Raw genomic sequence first — 18,074 nt, forward strand, 5'->3', positions numbered from 1 at the left:
CCCTGATTAACTAATCTATGATACTTGATTTACTCTTTGTCTTAATCAGAATAGCCTCGATCTGTGAGCGGTTACCCGGATGCCACCTGTTGTTGATAATTCAATCTAACAGAGTATAGTTACTTCAGTATCAATAAGAAAAAGCCCTTGCGCAGGTTCCGTCCTATGTGAGGGCTTTTTCATTATTTGGGACTTGCTTTGATAACCCACATAGAATGTATACAATACATACTAAAGAAACAGCCGAATACTTCCCTTTCGGGTTGGTGGTCGCAAGGCCTAGACTGATCCCCCTATCCATGGGGGTTTTTGGTTCAAATTTTCAATTTTCAATTTCTAATTTTCATTAAATTTTTAATTATTCAATTTTCAAACGGCGTCGTTGTTTAGAAATTGAAAATTGATAATTTAATAGAAATTATGCATTAGAAATTAGAAATTCGTCTCCAGAATGTCCTATTTGATTCCGTACTTTGTCTCCAGCACCTTGATCTCCGTTCCTACCTCTGCGAATACCGCTCTTAATCCCTCTATACGCGAGGCGGCTACTAATACGGAAACATAGTCGGTTTGGTAGTTTTTGAGGGTTTCTGTGTTGGTTTGTAAGGCTACTACAGCGGAAAGATATTTTTTGTGCAGTTCCGCCACTTCTTTTGGCACGGAAACATCGCGGAAGATTTGCGTGTTGTTTTTCAAATTGGCAATAATTTTATCAAGTGGGGCGGAATCTTTTTTGCTTGTCAGCGTAGTAAAGGCCGTAGTGATTTCTTCCGGTGTGACGGCTTTTAGTTTAGCGTTTGTCTTGAGCGAAAGAGTGTCGAGGTATTTTACAATCGCTGTTTTTCCCGTTGCGGTAATAATTTTGATATCGCTATCCAAAATGATTGGCAAAATACCGCGGGCGTTGGTTTCGTTGATGAATTGATTGATTTGCGCCTCGTTGGCTTGGATATTTTGGTCGGTGGGGGTGATCCCTGTTTTGTTTACGAATAATTGTGTGAGCGAGGGAGATGGCAGAGGTGAGGTTGAAAGTGGGGTTAACGCGGTGGTTCCCAGCCTTGTTGCAAGACGATCAATTTTATCGTTTGGTGACTTGATTAACGGGTCGTAGCCGTTTGCCACTTCATCGCCGTCTTTGTAACCATCACCATCGGTATCGGGATTATTGGGGTCGGTCTTGTAAAGCGCCTCCATCGCGTCGGAAAGGCCGTCGTTGTCGGAATCGACTTCCGCGGATGGTACAACAATGTTGTTAGTAAAAGAGTCGGGCGTCGAACTGGGTGAGGTAATGTTGCTTTGGGCCATAAAATTGGTTGTTTTTGCCTTTTTGGGCCCGAAAATGGTTTGATAGCCGAACCAGAAAATCCCCAGCACAAAGATGGTTCCGATGAAGGGGAGAATAATACTGCGAAGGTTGTCGAATGGAGTTGGTTTGTTCATATAATTTGTAAAATTATCAATTTTCAATGGCCAATTATCAATTAATGATCAAACTTCAATTTTCAAACAATCGCGTAATAATTGATAATTTAGACATTGATAATTAATTGAAAATTGGGAATTGAACATTGAAAATTTTATGTTTTAATTGTTCGGATATTTTTAATATACATCACAATTTTCTTAAGTCATCAGAAGTCCTGCAGGCATTCCGTCACCTTAGTATAGCTGTTATCGTGACGCGTGATATCGCGGCAATCTTCGCACCGACGATTTGTGTCGTCGGGACAATAACCGGTGGCTTCGTATTCCGTGTCTTTCTTGGCGCCCGTGGAGCAGTGACAAGAACAATCCTTCGCCCAAAAGGGGTCGCCGGATCCCCCGCCACAGGGCTTGCCCTCTTCTTCCGTGTCCGTAATTTTTGGGGCGGGTTGCGGTATTGCGCCGACCAAACTTTTTAAACTGATATTATTCAAATTGTATCCACCGGACTTTACACCATAGTTCGCCGCTTGAGTATTTTTGTAAGCTGATTGGGTCTGCGGTGCTGGTATCCGCACCTTGCTAACAACCTGTCCGGCAAATGTACCAATCACAGCCAATAGATTGTGAATGATGTCGGTAATTTCTTGGGTAAAATTTGTTGTGTCGTTGCGAAAAGGATTCCAGAATTCATCGGAAGGCGTGGCACCGTGCGACGCAAAAGGAAAAAAGATTATAACCAAAACTACTATTGCCAAAAGATAACGCATTTCTTAGTAAGAATAGCATTATTTTGCCGATGAATCATATAAGTGAACACCCCGTCAAATCACCTCACTTCGCTAATCCCACTACGCTAAAGCTTCGTGGGACGCGGAGCTACGCGGGGTTATTTTGCTTTGCAAACGGCAAAGCAAAATAAAAAATCGCGCACCTAGGGTTAGGTGCGCGTTGTCTCAGTGTTGTCTCAAAAGAGCTTCAATTTCTGGTGGCTAATTGGGCGTGTTGCCCAAGGTTCTTGGCGCAATCCTCCGTGATGCGCACGTGCCACCAAATACCATCGTCATTCCCGTAAAACAGGTTGATGCCGACGGCTGTCCATCGACTAGTGGCCCGTGAATAACGGAAGAAGGGTCCGCCGGACAACCCCTTCATGTCTTCGAACTTCTCACCGTAAGTCCAAAGGCGTTTTCCTGGACCGTTCTTAACTTTTACACTTGCCTGATACTCGCGTCCCTGCTCTTTGGTAGGGTATCCGCAGTACCAGGTTTCGGTACCGTACGGGGAAGGGATGACATTTTCGTCCTCTTCCAAAGGACCGAAGTCGAAGAATCCGAGCCCAGGGTCTCTCTCCAATGTGCAGACGACCCAGTCACGGCTAACTCTTTCCCACACTTCTTCACCGCCGGATGCGCTGGCGTACTTAGAGCGGTAATCGGGATCAAATGCTGTGGCAATGACCCGGATTTTCCCGTGGGGCATTACGAGACGTCGCCCCGAACTGTCCATTGTGGCTCCCGGAGCGAAATGAACGGTCGGGTTCATACTGGTTAACCCCTCGGCCGGCTTGTACAAGCAATGGGCGGCCGTGATTATCGTTCGGCCACTGCCACAAAGAAAGCCGGTCGACGACGGCTTTCCGTTGTAAAACACGATGCCGGTCAGCTCATACGGAGCCGCCTGTTGTGCCACCGTGGTCGAGTTGACGAAACCAAACAAAACGACCAAAACCAACGCGATTTTCCCAAACATGATTTCTCTCCTATTCGATTTTGAAGGTCAGACTTAACTTAAACTATCGGTATTATAATACTAATAATAATTTAAGTCAAGTATTATATTATTAGAATGTCAGTATAGAATGACAAAAAACACGGGTACGGCCCGTGTTTAGTACCCCTTTTGTGCCCAATTAGACCGAAATTGGCTTACGCTGTGAAGTAGTGGAAATACGCCTTGAAACACCAATTTTGTCGCTTTTTTCTGACAATCCGGTGGTTCGTTGACCAATTGTCTCTTGATACAACACAACTAAGAAGGCTACTCCGAGAAGCATAAGAATGGCGGGAACCAGCCAATACGCAAGCGGTAATGGTTGGACAATATATGAGGCAACAACGACGAAAATGGTCCATCCAACCAGGCGTAAGGCAATCGGCTTAAAATTTGGACGAATTAGTGTGACGCTATGTGTAAGAGCAGTTAGTCCTGACTTATTGTCGATTGAGGCAATGAGTTGAGCAAAAGAAAGCCAAACACCAATTACGAAAACCGGTATTAAAAAGATAATTGCAGTGATCAGAACAAGAAGTTCGGCGACTGCCAAGGGCATAAATTGCGCAAGCATTTGTGTACCCAAAACGCCAGACCAATAGTTTAGAATTAAGACCGGAACAAGGGAGACGAAGACAAAAACCGCCAAAATAATTTCGGTGAACAAGAAGGCGGGAAAACGTTGAGTACCAATTTGAAGTGCCTTGCGAGCGCCAATTGCTTTAGTGGTGGAAAAAATGGCATAAAGGCCGACTTTTACAATTTCACAGAGAATTAGGAAAGTAACGGAGGCAATAAGCGCGACAACAAAGAAAACCAATGTCACCCCTCGCAATGAAGGAGTTAAATTATATTGGTCGTAATTGGCGAGGTCGATTAGGTAGGGTAACGTAAAAGCAAAAGGGACAAGCGGGAGAAGTGCTAATTTAATCGCCGTAACTTTGTGTAACCGTAATAAACGGAATGCACTCGATACTTGTTCTGTAAACGTGGAGTATTTAGCTGTTGTCATGGTTATGTGTTTGTATTAATTAATTTGGTTAAAGGTATTATATAGTGTCTGATTTAATTTTGCTAGTTCCATTTATTTTTGTCGATAGTTTTGTGTAGTGTTTAGTCAAATTTATATGTGGTACGGGGTTAAAATCCAAAAAGCGTTGGATCATTGGGCGACCCGCCCGGTCCGGAAGCGGCATAGCTTTCTACACTCTGGCGGAGACACTCTTGATAACCGTCATTGGAGGGATCGGAAACGGGGTAGCCGGAAAAATCAGCGTCCGTGGTATCTTTGCCGACATAGTAATCATGTTTACGAATGTGGGCGTCTTGACCGAAACAAACTTCGCAAGCAACTTTTTGCGTTGATGGACCTCCGCCGATAACACTCCATAAATCGTAGCCAACGTAGTCCGGGATTGGACAATCGATCTGTTCGCCACATCGACAATAACAATCAAATTGGTTATGCCACGTCTGATATTGTTGAGCGTATTCGATGTTTCCCGGGCGCCAATAAGCAACCCAATACGCGTCTCCGGGCTTTTTACCGCAAACCTCGCCGAGTTGTGCTTGGTCGGTTACGTTTTTCCCGCCGATTTTTTTAATCCCTTCGAAAAATTGTTGGATCGCGGTTTTTTGACCGGTAATGGAGTTGGTGCTACCGGATTTAATTCCCAGCCACTTTGGATTGCTGAATTTAAAAAGACTGCCTAATCCACCGGAGATTTCGCTGTACCACGAATACGTGGCCGGTAGCAGGCCAAGTGCGGGGTCTACATCCTGTTTGTACCCCGCGTTTTCTCGACCGATTCCTTCCCGAATTGACGGGTTTGATAAATCGCGTTCCACGTTAATTGGGCCGGTGGGCGGTGGATTTGCTGTTAAACCGGGGCGCGCAAAAACTATCGTACCAATAATGATGAGGAAAAGTGCAAAAAGATTCTTATGCATTGTTTGTGACGTTCTTAATTTACCACAGTTGTGTTGGTCTGGCTTGAAAAGAAATTTGTAATCAGGGGAGCAATTATTTTAACAACACTTTCGATGACATTTTGTGGCATACCGCTTTGAAAAAGTTGTTGGATAATTTTTACTAAAACCGTGACATCGGGAGAGGAAGTGGGGTCTTCGGTTTTTTTGACGCAGGCGCCATTATAGGCGATTTGAACACGTTTTTGTGTTTGGGCGACGCAGGCGTTGGGTTGGGTTTGGCTATTGATATCACATACCGGCGCATAAGTATTCGGGCACGTGGCTACTGCCGGACTCGGTGTTGGGTTGGGTGTAGGGCTGGGGGAAGGATTATTTTGATTCCCCTGCTGGTTACCGCCCTGCCCGTTGTTACCACCACCGTTGTTTCCTCCGCCATTATTACCATCGTTGTTCGCGCCTTGGTTGTTTGGTTTACCGCGATTTGGGTCAGGTGATTTAAATTGACAATCCGGTGTAATAATTATCGGCTTATTATCCAGGTCCATAACAATGGACCTTTTTAGATAAATAAAAGGTTGGACTTTTTTTCCGTTTACCGTGTACGCGTGTCGTCCCGCGACACCACTGGCCAAAGATTCCTGGGCCTGTGCTTCCGTGATCATGCCGTCTATTTTGCCTGTGTCGTTGAGCCAAGTTATTTTTTCCTTTTCTTCGGGTTTCATTTTTTGGTTTTCAACCATGAGGTCATAGCTTGAACCAGCATCCGCGGTCGCTTTCTGCGTTTTTCCGTAGGTGGGATCTTTTATTGCGTCTGTCGTATCAACCTTACGCAAAAAATGCATTCGCGCGTCGCGTAATTTTTTGTTAATGTCGGATTCTTCGATTTTGTGGTTATCATCTGCTTTATTTTGTTCTCCACGGGGGTAAACCCCTGTGTTGCCAAGCATCCCTGGGTTTTGATAGCCGGTGGATTGGCCCGGTGTTACTACGCCACAATAACCGCGATTCTTTTTTATCCATTCATCTTTGGCTTTTTCATCGCGAAAAAACATAGGTGTATCATGGTTCAAAATCAATTCGGCTTTATTATTATATTTTCCATTTGCTTTCAAGTAATCTATAAGTTCTCCGACAGTGATTACACCATCTCCATCCTTGTCCGCGCCACCGTTACTTACGGCATTTGTGATGCGGTTTCCCATATCCGGGGCATAGCCAAGTTGATAGGCGGCAGAAGAGCTTAAGACGGCGCCGTTGTAAAGCCCGCCACCCATAATTGACTCAACATTGTATAAGCAAAAAACGGTTCCTGACCCACACGAATCCAGAATTGTCGTGCCAACCAATTGGTTTTGTTCCAAAACTTGGGACGCCATCCATACTTGGTCGGCTTTGGAAAAAATTGAATCAGTACCGAGGCCATTTGTAACACCATGGCCGGCAAAAACAAGAGTGGCCGCGGCGGCTTCCGCGTATGGGGCAACGGCAGCATTAATCATTCGAAGGCCTTCTTCTCTATCTCTTACGTTGGAAACATCAACCCTCACAAACTGCACACCTGGAAAGTTTGCCATGTAGCCATATTGTTGTTTATCAAGACCGGCAATTAAGCCGTCATTTGTGTGATTAACCAAGACAACAAGACTGGTGATGGGACCCACCGCGTATGTTGTGGGAGTAAACGATAACGAAATTAATAAAGCAAAGACGGCAAATATCGCGATGCTTTTAATCAGATTGTTTTTAATAATGATTTTCATTTAACCACGCTTTCCGTGATGGAAGAACCGCCCGTGAATAAGCTGGTCGCACTCTTGGAAATGATACTAACCAAGTCTTGTATAAGTTGTGTAGGAATGCCACTTGAGCTTAATTGCGCTACTAATTCTTGAAGCGCGTCGCCGGTGGTTTTGTTGGAAACCATTAGTTTTTCCGCGTCGGTGCAAACGCCAAGATGTTTGACAGAAGTTTGGTAACGGTTTGCCATACAACTGTTGGCATATGTTTTATAGTCAGCGCCACAAACTTTTTGGGTGTCTTGTTGGCAAGCGAAATTTGGGTCGTTGTAGGGGTTTGAAGTTTGCTGGGGCTGTTGGTTTTGTTGACCACCTTGGCCGAGACCTTTCAGGGCCTGCATCAGTTTGTTCACCACATCACCGAGGCCACCATCTTGTCCCCCGCCGTTATTACCGCCACCGTTGTTACCTCCGCCATTGTTGCCACCACCGCCGAGGTTGGGACTACCCGGAGGGGTGTTGGGTTGGCCTGGAGGTGGAATGGTTTGGGGCGGTGGTATGGGGGCTCCTGGGTTGTTGTTGCCTGGAGAATTTTGGCCATTATTAGGCAAAACAGGATTAGTTTGGTTGGGTTGCGCTCCACTTCCAGGAAAACTTGAATTACCACCCGGCATACATGTCGTACCAACTTGTTTCTTTTTTGCGTCTTCTTTGGCTTTTGTTTGGTTTTCTAGCGCATCAAATTTGCAAGATTTGCCATCTTTAACATCAACAACTTCCACAAACTTTCCATCTTTATCACATTCGTAGTGTCCAATCGTATAAATACCAGGTTGAACCATCGGTCCGCCACTCGAAACAGAGTAAGGACCATTGTTCATGAGCATTTCACTGGCTCTTCGCCAATAATCTTTGGGAATTTCTGTTTTTCCTCCTGTGGTCCAGAGCGCGGTCTGACCTGGCTTGACCCTTTGCTGAAAAAAATCAACGTTAGTTTCGTTTGGATTTGGTAGACGTTGGCCTTTATGGGCTATGGTTTCATTGTTAGACACTTGGCTGTAGTGGCCGGAATTTTTTAGGCGTAACATATTATTTATTACATTTTCATATTTTTTAGCTTCTTTTCCTAGGATATCTCTGGGATCATTAATATTTCCTTCGTTTCTTGGTGCGACGAGGTTGTCACGATACATGGGGTGGTCATCATCTGCATATTCACCAAGTTTGGGGTGAACGCATTGTTGGGTTAGCAATGACGGTGACGTGGGGAGGGATAATAAATTTGCCTCTAGGCTTTTTTTGTAATCTGCAATAAGTGGTCTTAATTTTTCCAGAATTTTTGCTGAATCCTTTTGATCATTAAGTGATAATCCTAGTAGGTCTGACCACGGCGAACTAGGAGCTGATTCTGCTGTTGTGCCTAGCCTTTCGTTAGCAAGATCTTCTCCCGGCTTTCCAGTTCCCAAGGATTCTTTCCCACCCGGTAAATTCTTCGTATTTTCCCCAAAATAATACCATTCATTACCTGTCGATAGTTCTTTGTTTTCTACTAATTTTAGTCGTCCTGCCTTTGCCATTTCTTCTAGTAGACTTTGGCCTAGGCGGTCGGGATCAGTTAAGACGCCGGAGCCATAAAATTCACGTCCGACAGCCGAAAGAAACTTGCGTGACTCATCTTTTTGAATGTTGCTTTGAATCCACGCAGGAGGGGATATCCACAATCCCGGGACTTTTGTCGTACACCCACCAAGAAGGGTGCAGGAATCACCATTTGCCGCCAAAGAAGCTTTGCCAAACAATGCAACAACTGCTAATAATACAAAAAGAGCGATTCTTTTTGGGGTAATTTTTGTACCCGACATATTTTTAGTTTCCAACTGTTACTGTTGTTCCGCAGATCTCCTCTGTCGCGCTAGTTGAGGCGTTTTGTACGCAAAAGTTATAGGAGCCGGCATTTGGGAAGCGGAAAATTATTGTTCCCTCTTTATTGACTGTCTGCTCGTTAGTGGTGGTTTTTACGTTGTTTTTATAAACATGCATTACTCGGTTACTACCGGTGCCGTTGATTAAATTGACACAATTGCCTTTTGCAATACTAACAGTGGTCGGTTTAATCACTAATGCTTCCGCATCGCCCGCCAAGAATAAGGTTTGACCGCACAATGTTGGCCCCGCTGATGGTGTTGGCGTGGCGTAGGGATTCCACGTTGTTCCGTTGCCACCATAAGCATATGGATCGTTGTAATTGCCGTTTTGACTACCGCTACCATTTTGACTGCCACTTCCCTGCGGGCCAACGGTACCGTATTGCGGAAGTTTTTCGTCAACGTTGCCTTGTTGGGGCGTACTACCGCCACCCTGAAACAGTTGCATAAGCATTGGTAGTAGGGAGAGCATAATTTTCATCATTCCACCGCCACCACCGCTAAGCAGTGATCCTAGACCGCCGGCCGCAGCGCTTGATCCTCCGCCACATCCACCGGAACCACATCCGCCCGATTGTGCCAGGGCGGATTCTATGGGAAACGCGACCCCTGATTGAATAAATAAAAGTACAAAGATGATTGCAACGACAGATTTTTTTCGGAGTGAGTTGAGTGTGAGTGTTTTCATGTATTTGAAATTATTTAACAACTGTTTCCGTCAAAACCGACGTACCGCTTAGGAAACTGCCGATTAATTTTGCGACAACCTGCGCGATGTCTGTGATTAGTTGTGTGGGTAGTCCGCTGGTGCTTAATTGTTGCAGAAGAGTGGTGGCTACTTTGCTGTTGCTGTCTAAAGTTGCGGTGGTTTGGTCTGCTTCAGTACATTCACCGATGTGTTTAATGGCGATTTGGTTTTTGTATTCAGCCACACAGCGATTCGCGTATGTAATCGCATCGGCTCCACACACTGCTTGTGCATCCGGGGGGCAAGCGAAAGCGCTTGGAGTCGGGGATGGGGATGTTGTTGGGTTTTGGTTGCCTTTACCTAGTCCTTGCAGGGCTTTCATAAGTTCCGGCAAAATTTTGTCGAGGCCACCACCACCTCCTCCGCCTGGTCCTCCGCCACCGCCACCCTCACCACCTTGGAGGTTTGGCCAGCCACCCGGGTTGTTGGCGCCCTGATTTCTAAGGTCTTCCGCGGTTGCTCTCAAGAACTTGCAATCGTCGGTAACTTTTGTGTCGTTGGTTGACTTCTTTGCCGCGGTGGGGCTTGGATTATCAGCACTGTCAGTAAATCTCAACGGATACGCGCCCGGTGTCATGCGCATTTCAGAACCGTTGTCTGGTTTGTACCCATTACGGGTGTCTGGATTAGCCTTGCTTTCTCCTGGGAATGTAAGCGCATATTTCGTGTGCTCACTTTTTGATTTTGGAATATATGGTGGCTTAAATCCTTCCGGCAGTTTTTCCTGTAGTTGTTTTTCGTTCGATTTGTTGCCAATTGTTACTCCACCGCCTCCAAGTTTGTCGTGGTGGAGTTTTCCTTTCTCGGTTAAGGAATTATAGTCGTCTTCTGATGTAACTCCCAGAGACCGTTTTGGGGGATTGTCTTTAAGGTACCACCAATTCAGCTGGCTCATTCTTTTTACCGGCACATCAATCCCATCAATATCTTTTGCACAAGAATCATCGACTCGACAAAATGGATTTTCAGCAAGAGTTGGACCTGCTGGGTTGTATTGCGCAAATTCCGGAAATTCATCCGCATCTTTGACTAAAGCTACGCCACTTTGGCCCCACATGTCGCCGTTAACTTTAGATTGGCCAGGTGGGACAAGACTACATTTGACACCTTTATCTAATTTCTTTTGTAGGTTGTCCCTTAGGGCCTTCATAACTTCGCTGGTCGGTGGTTTTAATGTTTCTGGGATACCGTTTTTCCCAAGATCTTTTTTGTCGACTTCTTTAACATCGAGACTGGCACCACGGAGTTGCTCTGCTATTTGTTTAGGAGAAAGTCCGTCTGCCAAGATACCTTTACCTAAAGCTTCGAGAGTGGCGTCACACGATGGACACCATGATTTTCCAGTTGTAACATCGAAAGTTCCTACGTAGAGAACGGAGTTAACTGTATTGGCGCCACCGTTTGGAGGGCAACCTTGGGGGCCACAACCTGGCGCGGCATTAACCGAATTTTTTAAGGCATAGCCGGTAATACACAAAACGGCAATTACCAAACACGATTGCAATAAAGTTTTAAGTGATATTTTCATATTAATTGCCTCCTACGGTTACGGTTGTGCCACAGAAGTCTGCGACGGAACCGGTGCCTTTGACACAGAATTTAAATATCCCACTATTTACGAAGCGGAAGATAAACATATCTTCTTTTTTGACAACCTGTTCGGTGGCTGTTTTGGCGTCGTCTTTGTAAATACGCATTGTTTTATCGCTACTCGAGCCATTGATTAAGTTTAGACAGTCGTTTTGGGCGACTTTTAATGAATCCGGTTTTAATGTCAAATCTTTTCCGGTGCCTGCTAAGAAAAATGTTTGATCGCAGAGAGTTGTTTTAGGAGTGGTGGGTGAATTGGTTGGTTGCACCGTGGCATAGCGTGGCAGTTGTTCCTCCACGTTACCTTTTTGCGGTGTATTACTACTCTGAAAAAGTTGCATCATCATTTGCATCAGGAGGGCGATGATCATAATCATGCCACTGTCTTGCGCTTGGGCGTTTGGCGTGATGATAAATGCTACCGGCGAAATAAATTGCAGGCCGATGATGATTAGAACAAATAAAACACCCAACTTAAAGGGAGTCCCAAACTTAGTATGAAGGCTACGAAATATTTTCTGCATTTTTGTATTTAGTGTTTTAGTTATTTTTATCCACCTAACATTAATTAGTATAGCATGAATTGCAGTGTTGCACAAACGATATTTTTGAACTGCTTATAGGTTTGAAAGTTCGTCTTTGCGAGCCCTTTCAAGGGCGAAGCAATCTCAGTGCTTTTTTGTTTATCGCGGGAGATTGCTTCGGCGTTGAAACGCCTCGCAAAGACTGCGTTTTTTCGAATTACTTTCATGCGAGTGAGGAGTTACACGTTTTTTCGTTTGTTGTGAAAGAATCCCCGTCGGATCTTTTTAATGGGCAGTATTATTTTTTGTAATTAACGTCTATAATTAAGGAAAGAAAAATGAAAACACTAAAACTTTTGCTTTTTTTTGTATTTCTGTTGCCACTGATCGCGCAAGCGGTTGGTGGTTGCTCCAATGGGAAGTGTTTAAATCCGAATCCGGTCGTTAGTCCAACATCGAAATCTTCTGATAAACCGGCTGATGCGCCTTCCTTGCCGAAACTGCCGGCCATGAACAGCGAAGATAAAAAGCCAACCCCTAATACCGAGGCGTGCGGATTTGTGAGCAAGGGAATGCAAGATGGCGGTGATGACGACAAAATGTATGGGCAACCGAATGTGGCGTCTTTCATGGACGAAGAGCCGTTATCATATTACAGACCTATCCCGAATCCTGTGCCGATTGATTTTTATGATATTTCCGCTAGGCCGGATAATATTTTGTATTCTGCTTCGGATGTACATGGGCTGCCGACCTACTACTATGAAAGCGCCACTAACTTTTTTTATCGTACTCAAGGTGTGGATATGTGGAATAAAGGTCTGGGTGGAATAAGAACAAAATCAACATGGGACAAAAGCCAGCTCTATCCGGATATTCAGACGCGGTTGAATGAGGCAAGCGAGTATTACAAAGGATTATCCAATGAAGAAATTGTGCGGAAGGCGGTCGGCAAAAGGTCGGTAACAATAGTTTTGCCAACCATTGCGCAAAACAAAGACACTTCCAAGGTTTCATATATACCGGATAACGGTTCCAGTCAGGAAATTCGGCCAATTGTGGTGAATGAAGGCAGTGTCATTAGCAGTGTCAAAACTTTGCAAGACGGTCAAACGCCGGATACGAAAGTTAATGATGATTGTTCATTGACGGAATTATCAAAAGACGAGGCAAAAAAGTTGCAAAACCCTCAGCCACCAAACGGATCAGGTTCACCACAAGGACAAGGTGGTGGCGGAGGGGGCGGTGGAGAAGATGGATTGAGTAAAATAATGTCGGCTTTACAGCAGGCTTTGAGTGCGGCCAAAGGCGGACAAAATAACAATGCCAACACGCAACCGCAGACGCAACCGCAGGCAAGCGCGCAACCAACTCCCGCCTTTGTTCCTATGGCAAATAAGGTAGACGTTATCGGTCAGGCAATGAACGCCGGTATTCCTACGTCATTTCTGGAAAGTATTTTTCAGTCTATTACAAAACTATTGGAAAACATTTCACTGTACGGTCTGTCTAGCGATAAGACGGCGCGGACAGTAATTGTTCAGTGAGGAAATAAGTCCAAGACATTGTGACTTGTTAGCCGATTCTCGTCGATCTACAGTAGTCTCCGGCGTCTGGTTTGATTTTTTGAGTAACTCCGTAACGTTGTGGAGTTTTTTGTTGACCAGCGTACCGTTCACGGAACGGAGCAAGGTTGCTCCGTTCCGTGAACGGGCGAAGCGGTTCGAATAATTCACTCTTGCCCATCCTCACGGATGGTCAATGGTCCCCCCTCGCCGAGGCTATGGGGGGGGCGCAAAGACGCGAAACGCGTTAATTATTTCATACCCACTATTGCGTGTGGACTGTTAAACGCCACCAAATAGTTGCCACGTTTGAATCCCAATGTTACCAGCTAATGATTCAAACATATTGAATGGGAATGGGGTTAAATTACTCATCATATTCGTTACCGGCTTAAGAAGCGAAGATGATGATGGCGGTACGGCCGGTGGTGGTACTGCGGGTGGCTCAAATTTCTGCGCGGCATCGGCGGCACTTTTTTGCAGATTATCGAAATCTTCTTGTGTTGCCTCTACGAACGAACAATCAGCTGTCACTTTAGCTTTTTTACCATCAGCAGTGTCGTAAACTTGTCCTTTTACGTAGGCTCCAACGCCAGCTTTTTTTGTGGGATACATTTTTGATCCACCTTTTGTTTTATATCCTCCCTTGGGAGAGCTCATGTGTTCTTTTGCTTCATTTTCTCCAGGCAAAGGTGTTTCGCCTTTCCATCCCGCCCAGTCGGCATTAGATCTTCCCTCTTTTAATGAAAGTTCATTTTGAATTATGGGGTCAGCGCTTGCTGTTTTGGCGATCTTGAGGGCATCATCATCACGATAACCAAGATGTTTCTCGCGCAATTCCTTATTTGTTGGGGATTCCATCCCCTTTAGCGCTTCGTTTCCAAAAGCATCCTTGCCACCCGGATCTTTAGCGACTCCTTCTTCGCCCCACATATTGCCATATTCCGGCGTTTGGCCGGGTGTTACCAAGGCACAACCGTCATTTGTCGGTTTTTTGCCAAAAAGACTGCTTAGTAAATCGCCACCCTTTTTTGATGCTGCTTCCGCGGCATCTTGTATTTTTTTTCTCGCGATAAAATCGACTTGTTGATCGCTACCTAAGTATTTTGTAGCTGCTTTTGTATAAGCCTCTCCCGTATCAGGATCGAAAGTAGTTTTAGTTAACCTTGATAATTTTCCAGAGCTGGTCTCAAATAATTTTACTGTTTCACCTGCGGTGTTACTTGAATTAAACGTATTAAGTGTTATTGGTTTTAAGTTTTGAGAAATAAATGACGTCTGTCCCGCAGCCACGGGGTTTGATTGAGCCTTTATTATACTAAAATTTAAACCTAGCGCACCCATCGCGCATAGTATCAACGTCCCTAAAATTATTGAATGTTTTTTTAATTGTTTCATGTGTGTATAAATAAAGGTTACAACATATTTATTACTTTGTCACAAACTTGACAAAAAACATAATTAAATATATAATTTTGGTGTTTCTTGTTCTACAAAATAATATAAAGGGAGATAGGCATGTTCATTCTTTTAATGGCGACCGTGTTGGGGACAAACGGCCTGGCGCCCATTTCGGGACAAAACGAAATGCGGGTGGCCCTGGGCATGTCCGTTGTTCGTTCCGTGGACGGCGAAATGATCACTTTCCGTCTGCCGAAGGAGGCTAAGCTTACTCGGTATGATGAGGAAACAGTGATGATTTCTCATCCCCGTGTGCCTGGCCTAATCTTGCTCCAACGGTATGACCATGGTGAGTTCCGTTGGCGACTTATTGGCATAAAGGCAGAGGATGGAAAAATAGCCTCCGGTTGGGTGGCCGTGAACGAGCAAATCTTGCGAGACGAGTTGCGTTTCCTGGATACGCTCAAAGAGTCCGTCGACCAAAACCGCTAGTTGCACTGCTGGCGGTATTTTTTATTGCCAAAACAGACAGAATTGCCACCAAGTTAGAGAAGAAGACGTCGTCGTTACCCTCCTTTGTTTAAAGTTGCACACGCCTCGGTGATGTTACTGTGATGAGCAAAGGGCGAGGGTGGATTAAGATAAGAAGCTAAGATTGTGCTTATATTCACAATCCCTCCCCGCCTCCCTTTAAATAAAGGGAGGACTCGCTACGCCTACCCGAAATGATCCACTATTGTGTGTGATTCTTTTATTGCACAAAGGAAGCGAGGTTGTCGCGAATGGTTTTTAGTTTTGTGATATTTGTGTTTAATCCGGCCTGCAGTTCACGTGCCGCCAAGTACGCTTTTACCGGATCTGTTTTTCCATAAGTCTGAATTACTCCCAGGCGGTCGTTTAGAAACCTTGTTATTTGGACTAATAAAGTTTGGTGCGGTACGGCAGTTGCGGGAGTGGGAATGGCTAATAATTTTCCTTCGTAGGTTGTTAGGTTGCCTCGGATAGAAGCCAGTTGTTGTGTATTGCCATAGAACGCATTCATTAACGCGGTTGTTAGGGTGTTTGAGTCGAGAAGTTCGGTTGGTCGCATTGCATCTATTTTCGTTAAGTAATCATTTATATCGGCGGGGGTGTTGGTTTGAATAATATTTAATTCCGATACTTTTGCTTCCGGTAGGGTGGTGTTTAATTGCGCATTGGCCAGTGTTTGTTGGACTTGTTCCGGGGTTACTTTAACTTGCCCGATTTGGTTTGTGGGCGTGTTGCCAAGCATCAGGCCGGCCAAACCCTCGGTGTAGTTGGAGGAATTTGTGTTGGGGCGCATGGCGGCATCGGACAGTTGGGCTTTTTTTTCGGGTAACGCGTCGCTGCCTTTTCCGTCTCCCGTTTTGGCGGGATCATAGCCATTTGTAACTTCTACGCCATCTTTATAATTATCCCCGTCCGTATCCGGATTAAACGCGTCTGTCTCCCATTTACATTCTTGATCATCGGTTAAACCGTCATCATCACTATCCAGGCGGGCATTGCCAGGCGTTAGAGGATTATAGCCGTTCTTCACTTCGTCGCCGTCTTTATAACTGTCTCCGTCCGTATCAGGATTGTTGTTATCAGTTTTGTAAATTGTTTCCACGGTATCCGGTAAACCATCATTGTCGGTGTCGGTTTGGCCAACCCATTGTGTGGGGCAAGCACTTTTTGAATTGACTGTCAGGGTGCTTCCGTTTGAAATTGCGTTTGGGTCGGGGGTGCCGTTAAAAAGCGGATCGGAGCCGTTATTGTTTCCGTCACCAAAAAGCGGTGCTTCGGATGGTGTTGGTGAACTCGAGTCGGTTGGTGGTTGGTTTGTAGTTGTGTCCTTATTTCTTACTAATTGGAAAATACCGACACTGGCAACGATGAGCAGTGCTACCCCGAGAACAATATAGAGAATTCTGTTTTGCATTTATTATTTTGGTTTACAAAAAGTATAGCACAAAAAATAATTTAGTTGTTGCAACGGCACAGATTTGGAGTGTTGATTGATGATTTCAACAACTATTTCGCTAACGCGTCTAATTTTTGTCTTTCAATTTTAAGCGCGTTTAAGTTATCGGAAAGAATTTTTTGTAAGCCGGTCGCGGCTTGTAATTGTTTTTGCGGGTCTTTTCCTGCCACAGAGGCGATAATTCCGAGTTGTTGGTTTACGGAACGCGCTAAAGAAACCAATAAAATTTGATGATTAATCGCGTTCTCGGGAGTGGAAATTTTGAGAATATCTTTTTCGTATGTGTTTAATTGTGCCAAGACTGGTTGAAGTTTTGAGCCATCTCCGTTAAAAGCGGCTACTAATGCGTCGGTAAAAGGCGTACCACCGATTAAAACAGCCGGACTGCTCTGATCAACTGTAGCTAAATATGTTTTTACGTTAGCCGGTGTGCTGTTTTTGCTAATATTTAGTTCGGTACGGGCAACTTTTACGAAATTAACCGGAGGAAAAGTTGGCGCGACGGTGGCTCTTGGCGTGGCGGTTGGAAGTGTGGATGTGGTTGGGGTGGGTGTGCCAAAAACTATACCTGTTGGTTCCGGCGATGGTGAGAAACCCGGTATTGGGGTGGGTGATGTACCTCCAATGCGGGCGTTCCCTGGAATTAGCGGATCATAACCGTTTATTACTTCCGCGCCGTCATTAAAGCTATCTCCGTCCGAGTCTGCCTTAAACGCGTCTGTCTCCCATTTACATTCTTGATCATCGGTTAAACCGTCATTATCACTATCCAGTCTCGCGCTACCTGGCTTTAGTGGGTCATAACCATTCTTCACTTCTTCGCCATCTTTATAACTATCTCCGTCTGTATCAGGGTTATTGGTATCGGTTTTGTAGATTGCTTCCACGGTATCAGGTAGACCATCATTGTCTGTGTCGGTTTGACCAATCCATTGCGTGGGACAAATAGCGGCAACAAGCGGTCCGTCCGGTGTTGGAGTGGCGGTGAATATCGGGCTTTCGGTTGGGGTCGCCGTTGGTTCCGGTGAAGGACCAACGCCTGTTTTTTTGCCAAATAAAAAGTATCCGACAATGCCAAATACCAGTAGGGCAAATACTATGGCGATAATGATGAGGTTGCGTTTCGACATTGTTTGTTTTGTTTACTATTTATTAAATGTTTTTTAATTTTTCGGTCCGTAGAGTTCTTGTAAACTGGATTGGATATCTTCAACTACTTTGTCTGTTTGTGGCGCCATTCGATTCACCAGGGTGTCTTGATTAGTTTGCGGAGCAGAAGATACAACGGCCGGTGGTGGTTGCGTTGGAACTGTTTGGGTTTGTGTGTTTGCGGTAGGTTGAAAAGCCTGCGTCTTTAGAGTATCGCTACTTCTTTTTGTAATCCAAGAAATACCAAAAATAGTAATCGCGATAACGATTCCAATTCCGAAACCGAAAGCTAAACCAGATGTACGATTGAGATTCATATAAA

At 44.9% G+C, this 18,074-nt stretch carries 16 protein-coding genes; 2 read left to right on the plus strand and 14 right to left on the minus strand.

Translation table 11 applies throughout. From position 1 onward, the window contains the following. Positions 1–456 precede the first annotated feature (456 nt). The 10 genes from Q7S57_06175 to Q7S57_06220 form a co-directional block, all read right to left on the minus strand. Positions 457–1,440 (minus strand): hypothetical protein, encoded by a 984-nt coding sequence (locus tag Q7S57_06175; protein ID MDO8512829.1) that lies wholly within the window; start codon positions 1,438–1,440, stop codon positions 457–459. A gap of 191 nt (positions 1,441–1,631) precedes the next feature. After that, complete coding sequence (locus tag Q7S57_06180; GenBank protein ID MDO8512830.1) at positions 1,632–2,192, minus strand: hypothetical protein; 561 nt, start codon at positions 2,190–2,192, stop codon at positions 1,632–1,634. A 208-nt stretch (positions 2,193–2,400) separates the two neighbouring features. Then, complete coding sequence (locus Q7S57_06185; GenBank protein MDO8512831.1) at positions 2,401–3,174, minus strand: hypothetical protein; 774 nt, start codon at positions 3,172–3,174, stop codon at positions 2,401–2,403. 160 nt (positions 3,175–3,334) lie between these two features. After that, positions 3,335–4,207: a hypothetical protein gene (locus tag Q7S57_06190; protein MDO8512832.1), complete on the minus strand. Its 873-nt coding sequence runs from the start codon at positions 4,205–4,207 to the stop codon at positions 3,335–3,337. A gap of 128 nt (positions 4,208–4,335) precedes the next feature. Beyond that, on the minus strand, positions 4,336–5,145 hold the full coding sequence (locus Q7S57_06195) for a hypothetical protein (protein MDO8512833.1): 810 nt from the start codon (positions 5,143–5,145) through the stop codon (positions 4,336–4,338). Between the two features lie 14 nt (positions 5,146–5,159). Continuing rightward, positions 5,160–6,887, minus strand: a complete 1,728-nt coding sequence (locus tag Q7S57_06200; GenBank protein ID MDO8512834.1) for a Kazal-type serine protease inhibitor — start codon at positions 6,885–6,887, stop codon at positions 5,160–5,162. Then, on the minus strand, positions 6,884–8,725 hold the full coding sequence (locus tag Q7S57_06205; protein ID MDO8512835.1) for a hypothetical protein: 1,842 nt from the start codon (positions 8,723–8,725) through the stop codon (positions 6,884–6,886). The genes Q7S57_06200 and Q7S57_06205 overlap by 4 nt, the downstream gene beginning before the upstream one ends. Positions 8,726–8,729: 4 nt before the next feature. After that, positions 8,730–9,476: a hypothetical protein gene (locus Q7S57_06210; protein ID MDO8512836.1), complete on the minus strand. Its 747-nt coding sequence runs from the start codon at positions 9,474–9,476 to the stop codon at positions 8,730–8,732. A gap of 10 nt (positions 9,477–9,486) precedes the next feature. Continuing rightward, positions 9,487–11,064 carry a Kazal-type serine protease inhibitor domain-containing protein gene (locus Q7S57_06215; protein MDO8512837.1) on the minus strand — a complete coding sequence of 526 codons (1,578 nt, stop codon included), beginning with the start codon at positions 11,062–11,064 and terminating at the stop codon, positions 9,487–9,489. Between the two features lies 1 nt (position 11,065). After that, positions 11,066–11,650, minus strand: coding sequence for a hypothetical protein (locus Q7S57_06220; protein MDO8512838.1), 585 nt, complete (start codon positions 11,648–11,650; stop codon positions 11,066–11,068). A 338-nt stretch (positions 11,651–11,988) separates the two neighbouring features. Here Q7S57_06220 and Q7S57_06225 point away from each other — a divergent pair, with 338 nt between their 5' ends. Then, entirely contained in the window at positions 11,989–13,197 is a 1,209-nt protein-coding gene (locus tag Q7S57_06225) for a hypothetical protein (protein MDO8512839.1), read from the plus strand. A gap of 300 nt (positions 13,198–13,497) precedes the next feature. Here the strand turns inward: Q7S57_06225 and Q7S57_06230 are convergent, their stop codons facing one another. Next, complete coding sequence (locus Q7S57_06230) at positions 13,498–14,613, minus strand: hypothetical protein (GenBank protein MDO8512840.1); 1,116 nt, start codon at positions 14,611–14,613, stop codon at positions 13,498–13,500. A gap of 120 nt (positions 14,614–14,733) precedes the next feature. Here Q7S57_06230 and Q7S57_06235 point away from each other — a divergent pair, with 120 nt between their 5' ends. Next, on the plus strand, positions 14,734–15,108 hold the full coding sequence (locus Q7S57_06235; protein MDO8512841.1) for a hypothetical protein: 375 nt from the start codon (positions 14,734–14,736) through the stop codon (positions 15,106–15,108). A 259-nt stretch (positions 15,109–15,367) separates the two neighbouring features. Here the strand turns inward: Q7S57_06235 and Q7S57_06240 are convergent, their stop codons facing one another. The 3 genes from Q7S57_06240 to Q7S57_06250 all read right to left on the minus strand — a co-directional run bounded on the left by Q7S57_06240 (position 15,368) and on the right by Q7S57_06250 (position 18,069). After that, complete coding sequence (locus Q7S57_06240; protein MDO8512842.1) at positions 15,368–16,561, minus strand: hypothetical protein; 1,194 nt, start codon at positions 16,559–16,561, stop codon at positions 15,368–15,370. 92 nt (positions 16,562–16,653) lie between these two features. Beyond that, complete coding sequence (locus Q7S57_06245) at positions 16,654–17,733, minus strand: hypothetical protein (protein MDO8512843.1); 1,080 nt, start codon at positions 17,731–17,733, stop codon at positions 16,654–16,656. 33 nt (positions 17,734–17,766) lie between these two features. Then, positions 17,767–18,069 (minus strand): hypothetical protein, encoded by a 303-nt coding sequence (locus tag Q7S57_06250; GenBank protein MDO8512844.1) that lies wholly within the window; start codon positions 18,067–18,069, stop codon positions 17,767–17,769. Positions 18,070–18,074 lie beyond the last annotated feature (5 nt).

This window comes from bacterium, from assembly GCA_030647555.1.
GTDB lineage: Bacteria > Patescibacteriota > Andersenbacteria > UBA10190 > CAIZMI01 > CAIZMI01.